Source organism: Brachyspira innocens ATCC 29796 (assembly GCF_000384655.1).
GTDB lineage: Bacteria > Spirochaetota > Brachyspiria > Brachyspirales > Brachyspiraceae > Brachyspira > Brachyspira innocens.
On the sequence record NZ_ARQI01000087.1, the window covers coordinates 17,628 to 27,925 of the forward strand.

Here is a 10,298-nt window from a genome sequence, read left to right on the forward strand (position 1 = left end):
CACCATTTAAATTATTTAGTATTATACTGTTATTTTTAGTTTATTTTCATTTATTAGTTTTTACTGTTATTCTGGCTGCCCACCCAAGTGCTTTTTAAATTTAAAATATTATTTAACGCACGGTTAACTTAACTCTTATAAGTGATGAAAATTAGAATTATAAATTAATCAATATTCAAAAAATCCGTTCTGCGTGCGTTTATAAAAGTTTAAATTTTATAGACTATAATCAAAAGACTTTATAGCTTTCTATATATATTCTTGCATCTTCGCTATTTGCATATCTATTAACTTTGAGTTTATATATAATATCTATATAATTAGAGTTTAATAATTTCAAAACCTCTTCTTCGCTGCTGTTCCAAATAATTGCATTTATCTTTTTATCAGACTGTAATAATTCTAATCTTAAATGCAGTTTATTGTTCTTCTGAATTTTTTTTATGTCATTTACTTTTACATTTTTAGAAATGAAAACAGGCTCTTCATTACCAGCACCATAAGGTTCAAAAAGCTCTAAATCTTTAGCTAATTTCAAATCTACACTTTTAAAATTAAGCTCCAAATCAAATACATCATTATCTTTTTCTGTATTAAAGTTTTGATTAGCAGCATATTTAATGATCTTACTTTGAAACTTATCAAAATTGTCAGATGATAAAGTAAATCCTGCTGCATTTTTATGTCCGCCGAATTTAGTTAAATACACACTAGCTGCTTCAAGCAAATCTCTGGCATTATCATCACCCCTGCTCCTTATACTTCCTACACAAATACCGTCCTCGCTTTCATGCATTATTACAGCAGTTTTTCCATATTCGCTTAAAACCTTTCCTGCAATAAGTCCTGTTAAACCCTGTTCTATTTTTTTGCTTCTTACTATTATTATAGGAAGTTTTAAACAGCTGTTATTTTTTATATACTCATTAACTATATTGAAGTTTGATTCTGTGAGAGATTTTCTAGTTTCATTCATATTGTATACTGTTTCAGCCAAACTTACAGCCTCTTCTTTTAGTTCAGAGGTAAGAAGTTTTAATGCAGTCTCAGCACTACCCATTCTTCCAGCAGCATTAATAAAAGGTGCTATTCTCCAGCTTATAATTTGAGTATCTACTTTTGTATTTAATAAATTAATCTTCTCAAGTATAACATTATATCTTATATGACTTGGCTTTTCCAATTCTTTTAAAGCACATTTCACATATACTCTGTTTTCTTCTATAAGAGGCACTACATCAGCAACAGTTCCAAACAGTACAAGTATAGATTTTTTTCGTATGTAGTTTTGAAGATTTTTCTGACTTATATAAAACATACGTCTGAATATTTCTGTTTTAATAATTAAATCTTTGTATTCTATATTGTCATATCTGTAAATATTAATATTAAGCGCCAAAGCAAAATCATCTAAAGTTTTTGTATTCTTTATATTAACATTTCCATACTTAGCACCAAGCTGTAACAAATCATAAACACTGTCATATTCTGGAAGATATATTTCATATTTTTCATATAAAGCTATAAGCCTTTTTAATCTGTCTTCTCCTCCAGTAAGCACTAATACTGTACCGTCGCCTTCAAACATGTAGCTTGCAAGCTCTTCAAGTACTTCATCTTCAGTAATAAGCTCATCATAATAATCTATATACATAGATTTATAACTATTTTCTCCTGCAAGTTCAAACCCAAATACCTCATCACTAGGAACAAAGTTTACAGACTTTAATGCCCTTATTCTTTTTAATGTATTGGATTGTTTATTTATTTCATAATCAAGTACAATTATATCTTTATTATATAATTTGGTATATGAAAAAACAAAGGCCTGCATTAGCTTAAAAGCTACAGCACATCCTGAAAAATTTTTGGAAACAAAACCAGTATTTGATATTTTAGGATTAAACAAAGCATAAGCATTAGGCATTATCTCTGGTATATCATGATGATCTGTTACTATAATATCAATAGAAAGATCACGTGCGAACTCAACCTCTTCTACATTAGATATACCGCAGTCAACTGTAATAATAAGACTTACACCCGAATTGGCATATTCTTCTATAACAGCTTTTGAAAGCCCGTATCCTGTTTCATGATTAGGAACGAATGCCTCAACATTTTTTGTAACCATTTTTAATGTATTATATATTATTGAAGCTGCAGTTACTCCATCAGCATCTTTATCGCCGTATACTAATATCTTTTCATTACTCTCTATAGCCTCTTTTAATCTTGCTACAAATACATTGACATCTTTTATATTAAAAGGGTTTGAGAGTGAATATATATCCTGAAAGAAAAAATCAAATATATCCTCTTTAGAAGTTATACCTCTTAAATTTAATAGTTCTTTCATTATAGGATGCAAATTATCTATTTCTATCATATATTATTTTCACTTACATTAATAAATATTGTCTGATAGTATATTTTATTTATAATAATCTTTCAAGTACTATTTACAAGGTTTGATTATAAAGATATAATAAAAAAATACGATACTATTAATAGGATTTTATTTATGAGTGATAAAGACGTAAGCGTATTTTTAAAAAATGCATATAATGCTTTTAATGACAAAGATTATAAATCTGCTATAGACTATTTTTCTGAAGCTATTAAACTTGACCCTAATTCTGCCGAAACCTACTATAATAGGGGCAATGCCAAAGCAAATTTAGATGATAAAAAATTGTATAAAAGTGCGATAGAAGATTATTCTTGGGCTATAAATCTTAATGATAAATTCGCAGCTGCATACTATAACAGAGGTATATTAAATAGAAGTCTCGGAAACAGTAAAGAAGCTATTGAAGATTTTGATAAGGCTATAGAACTTAACTATAATCTTGAAGAAGCCTATTATGTAAGAGGAAACACAAAGGCTAGTCTAAAAGACTATAAAGGCTCTATTGAAGATTATAATAAAGCTGTAGAAGTTTATCCTCATTTCTCTGACGCTTATTATAATATGGCCTTATCATATAATACTCTTGGACTATATAAAGAAGCTATAAAAGCATATGATAAGGCTATAGAATATAATTCTCATTTTGCTGATGCCTACAATAACAGAGGAAATGTTAAAGAAAAGTTAGGATACTATAATGAAGCTATAGATGATTATACAAATGCTATACACCTTAATAGAAGTTTTATAGAAGCGTATTTTAACAGAGCTAATGCCAAATTTAATCTAAAAAATTATAAAGGCTCTGTAGAAGATTTTGATGAAATAATAAAAATTGATCCTACATATTCCAAAGCGTACTATAACAGGGGAATAGTAAAAACTTCTATGGAAGAATATAAAGAAGCTATTGAAGATTTTGATAAAGTTATAGAGCTTGAACCGCAGTTTCCTGATGCCTACTATAATAAAGCAGTTGCTATTAATCATTTGGGTATATATGATGAAGCTGTTGAGTTTTATGATAAGGCTATTGAGCTTAATCCTAATTATGCAGAAAGCTACTGCAACAGGGCTATATCGAAATCCAAAATGGCATACATTAGAAAAGATAAAGTAAGCAGCGATGAATATAATAAATTGATTGAGGAAGCAGAAAGCGATTTTGAAAAAGCATATGGTTTGGCTAATGACAGTATAAAAGAAATAATCAAAGACGGCATAAAAAAATTGGCCGACCTCAATATGGAAGCCGCTAAAAATTTCTGCAAGAAAAATAGTATATACTAAAAATTTTTAAGTTTGTCAAAGCGAGCTTTCCATCATCTTCGTTCATGACACTTCGCGGTAACCTTACCGTGTGGTATTATCCGCTCTTATCAAATGTCAACGCTACCGAAAGAAGTGAGGAAGTACCTGAAACGAATTGTTAGGTATATATATAATTATACAGCAAAACTTTAATACAAATAATAATAAATATTCCCGCTTTTATTTTTTATATGCTCTAGTATAAAGCTAGTTTTATTATACATCTTCACGCAGTCAAATATTACAGTGTTTCCTCTGTGGTCAATAATATCTTCTTCTTTGCATTTAGAGCAGCCTACAGACATACTTTTTGGACAGAAGGCAAAGTTCATAGCAGGTATAAAACCTTCCTTTATGCTTATAGTATGTTTTAAAGTTTTACCTGCTTCAATAGCCGATATTACAGTATTAATACCTAACTTATATAAAAAGTTTACACTGTAATTATTAATGGCATTAAGTCCTATTCCAGACCATAATACAGCTTTTCCTTTTAATGCCTCAATATGCCCCAAGTTATTGCATATTACTATCATGCCGTCTGTTTTTTCTGCTATGCTTTTTATAACTTCAATATCTTTATCGAATGTTACATGAGGAAGTATTATACCGTCTATCTTTTTATTTTCAAAAAGTGTTATTATATTTTCATTATAAACGCTTGGAAATAATATTTTTTTATCATAATGAATATCGGAATATAATTTTAATTTATCTTCGCTGTTTACAATCAAAACTTTTATATCAGTATTAGGATAATTAATATCATTAAAAATATTTTTATCATAATGTATTTCTTTAGGCTTAATCAAGATGTTTTCTAATTTTTCTATTAATCCTCTCCTAGCTTCATTTAAAACTTTTACGGGTATAAAAGGATTTTTGAAATTCTCTTCTATGCTAATATTTTCAAATTCAAATACAGTTGCCCCAGTCTTTGAAAGAGAGTTCAAAATATCTTCTTTAGTAGTTGATTTTGTTTTGGCTTCTTGAAGAATATAATCGCTTATATATTCTATATTGTTTAATCTCTCATCGTATTTGCTATGAACTTCCAATTTTATTTTATCATTATTAAATCCTACTGTGCATTTCAAATCAAGAATATGTTTAAAACTATCATTTTCAATTATTTTGTTAGCCTCATCGATCTGCAGTTTGTCAGTAGTTCTATAAACTTTATCACCAACATTTACATTTTTTATAACAGCAGAAAAACTTAAATTTCCTTTAGCTCTTTTTATCCTCTCATTATCTTTATACAAATCAGAAATCTGCATACCAACCGTTCCGCTCTCTCCGAATGAAAGCCCATCATAAACATTTAATTCTTTCTCTGCTTTTATATATATTTTATTTTTCTTGTATGCAGTAACCTCTCCTATATATTCTCCGTCATGGCTAGGTTTATAATTTTCAAAAATGTCCTTTGAATTATAATAATATCCTTGAGAAAATCCTCCTCTGTTAAAAATCTTCATCAAACTTTCTCTGTACTTCTCTATAGGTATATCCTTATTTTCCAAAGCCAAATCAATAGCATGTCTGTATATAGAAGTTGTAATTGCAGCATACTCGCTTCTTTTAGCACGTCCTTCAATTTTAAAAGAAGTTATTCCGCTTTTAAGCAGATTAGGAATTATATCAATAGTCATCAAATCTTTTGTACTTAATGGATAATTAGTTTTACCTCCTTTATATTCCATTCTGCAAGGCTGTGCACATGCTCCTCTATTGGCACTTCTTCCGCCATGCAAATAAGAATAAGCACATTGACCCGAAAAACTTACGCATAAGGCTCCATGCACAAAAGTTTCAAGCTCTATATCTGTATTATCTCTAATATATTTTATATTATCCAAACTCATTTCTCGGGCTAAAACTACTCTGTCAAGTCCAATACTTTTTAAAAGTTTTACACTCTCTAAATTATTACAAGACATCTGCGTACTAGCATGCATGGCAATATTTAAATTATTTCTTACTATATCAATAATACCCAAGTCCTGCACTATAATAGCATCAGCTCCAATGTTATAAACGCTTTTTATAAGAGGAAGCACTTTATCAATTTCATCATTATAAACTAAAGTATTAACCGTTATATAAACATTAACATCTCTTAATTTAGCAAATCTTATATTCTCTTCAAGTGCCTTTTCATCAAAGTTTTCAGCAGCACCAACTCTGGCATTAAAACTTTTAGTACCAAAATACACCGCATCAGCCCCAGCATTAACAGCCGCCTTCAAAGCTCTTTCATCTCCAACAGGTGCGAGTAATTCTATTTTTTTGTTTTGAGTTTTTATATTCAAATTATTTTCCATTATATATATATTAAACTATAGCATATAAGAGCATGAATTCAAGTGCTGAATATATTTTATATACTAAAATTTTTTAAGTTTGTAATTTTTTTATTGTGCTTCTAATTAGAAAATTAGCTTTTAATATGAATAAGAAAGAAGTAATATTAAAACAATAAAAAATAATTAATTTGCAAGATTAATAATATATAACTTTTTATCTGTTAACTTATATTATAAAAAATTAATTATATTTTATAATTAAATAATTACTTTGTAAAATAAAATAGATAAAGATATAAATATAATTATTGTTATTATTGCAATAAACAAATTATATTGTATATCATGTTGTTTATTGTATTTTTTATACTTGTAATATTTATAAATAGACGGAAACTTATTGATATCGTCTCCTTTCATAAGTCCTTCTACAATATTAATTATCTCTCTATAAAATAAAATATCAAAATTATTTTTATCAACTTTGTTAGAAAAGTAAAATGAACATGCTATTTCATACATATTTATATAATTTTCTGTATACAAGTAAAATTTTTCCTCACTTACCTCCTTTTCACATAACATATCTTGATATTTTTCTCTAACTTGAGATATTTTATTATGCAGTTCTATCTCGTTCTTACTTTTTTCTAATTTAGTTTCTATATATAGAACTATAATTGGTATAGTTATAGTAGAAATTAATGGTATTACAAATTTATATAAAATTTCACTTGTTATTATTGTTTGAATCATTATTTTTTATTTTTTTTATTTTTTTCAGTTTTTCTCTAGCTATTTTTACTAAACTATCATTTGACTCTGCTGAGTTATTATAGTTATAGTTGTTATTGTTATTCATAATTTCCCCCATAATATATTATTTAATTATATAATTATACAATTATTTATATTTTATATCAAATTTGTATTAATTGTGTTTAAGAGCCATAGATATTGTCCACTTTTTGGTTTAAAAAGGCAGGTATTCATTATAATTTAAATTATCACAAACAATATAATATAAATCATAAAAAAGATGGTATCAATGGTTAATAATAAAGCTAAAAAATATTATTAATAAAGTAATGAAAGTAAATATACTAAATAAAAATAAAAAAACTTTTAGAAAAAAAATATCAAAATAGGTACTGCTCCTTAAATTAATCTCATGCAAATTGATTGAAATGTTATGCTATTGACAAATCCGAATTTTTAATATAGAATTATCTTTACTATTAAAAGTAAGAAATAATTTTGGAATATTATAATGAATAATTCTTTTTTGCACAAAAAGTTAAAAAAAGTCTTCTCTATTTGGGAGTGTTAAATTATTGATATTTTACAATATACAATAATTTTTTAAATTTGGCCTCCCAAAATAAGGGGGCTTTTTTTATATTTTTTATTATCATTAAAATTATATATTAATTAGGAGTAAACTTTATGGAACATTATGGTATGTTAGGTATTATACCGCCGCTTTTAGCCATTATACTTGCTTTGGTCACGAAAGAAGTTATTATCTCTCTAACACTTGGGATACTTTCTGGAACATTGATAATAGCACATGGCAATCTATTTACAGCTATTACAATATTCACAGATAAAGTTGCTGAGATGAGCGGTGATGCTTGGAATATACGCATACTTTTATTTTGTGCTTTGCTTGGTGCTTTTGTAAGCATGCTTTCAAAAACTGGAGCTACTAAGGCTTTCGGTCTTTGGGCAAGTAAATATTTAAAAACAAAAAAGAGTATACTTATATTTACTTGGTTTTTCGGTCTTATTATATTTATAGATGACTATTTCAACAGCCTATCAGTAGGTACTGTTATGCGTCCTGCTTTTGACCAGAATAAAATTTCAAGGGCTAAATTGGCATATATACTGGATTCAACTGCTGCTCCTGTTTGTATACTTGCTCCTATATCCACTTGGGTTGTTACTGTTATGAGTTATATTAGAGATTCCGAAGGTTTTGAATCTTTAAATATCAGTGAATTTGTTTTCTTCATAAAAATGATACCTTATTCTGTTTATCCGCTTTTGGCTTTAGCATTTGTAGTTCTCATGGCTTTGGTATTTAAAGATTTCGGACCTATGAAAAGAAGTGAAGATAATGCTCAAAATGGAAAATTATTTGATGAAGAATTATATGGAGACTGTCCTGGTAATTTAGAAAGTTCTTCAAATGATACTGCTAAATGGTATGATATGGTTATAGCAATAGTTGTACTTATTATAGTATGTATAGTGATGTTCCCTGTTACAACATATATGGATTTAATAGGAAAAGAAGGGATAAATACTTTTTCTGCTGCTATGTCCAGTATATCTTTAAATCAGGCCTTTTTAGATACTGATGCTTCTAAAGCTTTATTTTATGGGGCAGTTATTTCAATCATGATAATGTACATATACTATATGGCTAGAAGATTATTAAATATACGTTCAGCTGGTAACTCCATAATAGAAGGTATAAAATCAATGGTTCCAGCTTTGGTTGTACTAGCATTAGCTTGGTCTATAGGAAGTGTTATAAAATCAAGCCCTGAAGATGGAGGACTTGGTCTTGCTGCTTTTCTTTCTGAGGCTGTAAAAGGAGGCGGGTTCCCGCTTTGGATACTTCCTGCTATAGGATATTTGCTTGGCTGTGTTATAGCTTTCTCTACTGGTACAAGCTGGGGTACTTTTGCTATACTAATACCTATAGTTATACCTATAGCTAATGGTCTTGCCGCAGGTAATGGATATACTGGCGATGCTTTGCTTAATGTTCTTCTTATAAGTGTAGGTTCTGTAGTTTCAGGGGCTGTTTTTGGGGATCACTGTTCGCCTATATCTGATACTACCATACTTTCTTCTACTGGAAGTAATTGTCCTTTACTTGAGCATGTGGCAACTCAAATTCCTTATGCTGGATTAGTTGCTGTTTCATCATTTGTAGGTGTTGTAGTAGGAGGTATTACTCTAAGTCCTATAGCTGCTTTATTAGTAGGTTTTATAGTAATGTGTGTACTTGCTTTGCTTGCTCCTAAATTTTATGATAGAATATCTATTTTACATAAAAGAAATACATCAGAAAATCTTAAATAAATAATTTAGAGCTTTTTAATATTTATGCTATTAGATTGGGGGATTAGATTAAAAATAATAGATTTTTTCTAATCCCCGCCCTTTTAGATTTAAAGGCTTTATTTTTTAGTATTAGCTTTGATTAAATATTTTAAGTCTTCACTTCAAAAATTGTACCCACCCAAAGTGTGATTTAAATTTAAGGCTTTCCTAAACACACGCAGAGCGAATTTTTTAATATTGATTAATTTATAATTTTAATTTTCATTACTTATAAGAGTTAAGTTAACCGTGCGTTGAATAATATTATAAAATTTAAAAACCGCTTGGGTGGGCAGCCAGAGTAACAGTTAAAGCTAGAGAATAAGAAATAATTCATGAATAATATAATAATTCTTAAAAATTTAGAGGGTGGGAGTTAAAATAAAATCTAAAAATTATACTTTGACTTTTATAAAGTATTTAATTATAATATATGTTATGGAAAAGAAAGTTAATACTAAACAAATAAAATATTTTAATCCTTTGAATGATTATTTCATAAGATATCTTTTTACTGATAAGGGAAGTAGCGAGACTATACTTTTAGACTTTATTAATTCTATAATGATTAATGCTAATATGAAGACCTTTCGCTCTGTTGAAATACTTACACCTTTTAATTTAAAGAAGAATAGAAATTTAAAAGAAACTATTGTTGATGTTAAATGTATTACTCAGAATGGTTCAGTAGTCATTATAGAAATACAATTACAAGGTAATTCAAGATTTCCAGAACGAATACTTTATTATTGGGCAGCTAACTATAGTAAATTATTAAAACATGGTGAAAGATACGATGAACTTACGCCAGTAATAAGTATCAATCTTCTCAATTTTAATTTAGATAAAACAAAAAATATACATTCCTGTTATATGCTTTATGAAATGAATAATAAAAAACTTTTAACAGATCATCTACAGATACATATAATAGAGTTAAAAAAGTTTAGGAAAAATGTATTATCTAAAGATTTGAATTATTGGCTCAAAATATTCACAAGCAAAAATTTGGAGGTGTCTATGTCTGAAATAGTAAAAGAAAAACCTATAATGGAAGAAGTACAGAAAAAATATAATAATTTTGTGAAAAGCAAATTAATGATGATGGAATATGAGAAAAAAGAGGCTTATCTTTACGGTAATCA

At 28.0% G+C, this 10,298-nt stretch carries 7 protein-coding genes; 3 read left to right on the forward strand and 4 right to left on the reverse strand.

Features of this window, described 5'->3' with window-relative positions; genetic code table 11:
- Positions 1-229 precede the first annotated feature (229 nt).
- Positions 230-2,389, reverse strand: a complete 2,160-nt coding sequence (gene recJ, locus F811_RS0103670; protein ID WP_020003938.1) for a single-stranded-DNA-specific exonuclease RecJ — start codon at positions 2,387-2,389, stop codon at positions 230-232.
- A gap of 135 nt (positions 2,390-2,524) precedes the next feature.
- On the opposite strand from recJ, the gene F811_RS0103675 reads away from it, so the two are divergent.
- Complete coding sequence (locus F811_RS0103675) at positions 2,525-3,703, forward strand: tetratricopeptide repeat protein (protein ID WP_020003939.1); 1,179 nt, start codon at positions 2,525-2,527, stop codon at positions 3,701-3,703.
- A 170-nt stretch (positions 3,704-3,873) separates the two neighbouring features.
- On the opposite strand, the gene F811_RS0103680 is transcribed toward F811_RS0103675, so the two are convergent.
- The 3 genes from F811_RS0103680 to F811_RS17095 form a co-directional block, all read right to left on the reverse strand.
- A complete protein-coding gene (locus F811_RS0103680; protein ID WP_033425214.1) occupies positions 3,874-6,051 on the reverse strand; it encodes a peptidase U32 family protein in 2,178 nt (725 codons plus the stop codon).
- A gap of 240 nt (positions 6,052-6,291) precedes the next feature.
- Positions 6,292-6,789, reverse strand: coding sequence for a hypothetical protein (locus F811_RS0103685; RefSeq protein WP_020003941.1), 498 nt, complete (start codon positions 6,787-6,789; stop codon positions 6,292-6,294).
- Positions 6,764-6,895, reverse strand: coding sequence for a hypothetical protein (locus F811_RS17095; RefSeq protein WP_020003942.1), 132 nt, complete (start codon positions 6,893-6,895; stop codon positions 6,764-6,766). The genes F811_RS0103685 and F811_RS17095 overlap by 26 nt, the downstream gene beginning before the upstream one ends.
- Positions 6,896-7,479: 584 nt before the next feature.
- Here F811_RS17095 and F811_RS0103695 point away from each other — a divergent pair.
- Together F811_RS0103695 and F811_RS0103700 are read left to right on the forward strand one after the other, a co-directional pair.
- Positions 7,480-9,132, forward strand: coding sequence for a Na+/H+ antiporter NhaC family protein (locus tag F811_RS0103695; protein ID WP_020003943.1), 1,653 nt, complete (start codon positions 7,480-7,482; stop codon positions 9,130-9,132).
- Between the two features lie 459 nt (positions 9,133-9,591).
- On the forward strand, positions 9,592-10,298 hold a 707-nt coding region (locus F811_RS0103700; RefSeq protein ID WP_026364332.1), incomplete at its 3' end, for an Rpn family recombination-promoting nuclease/putative transposase.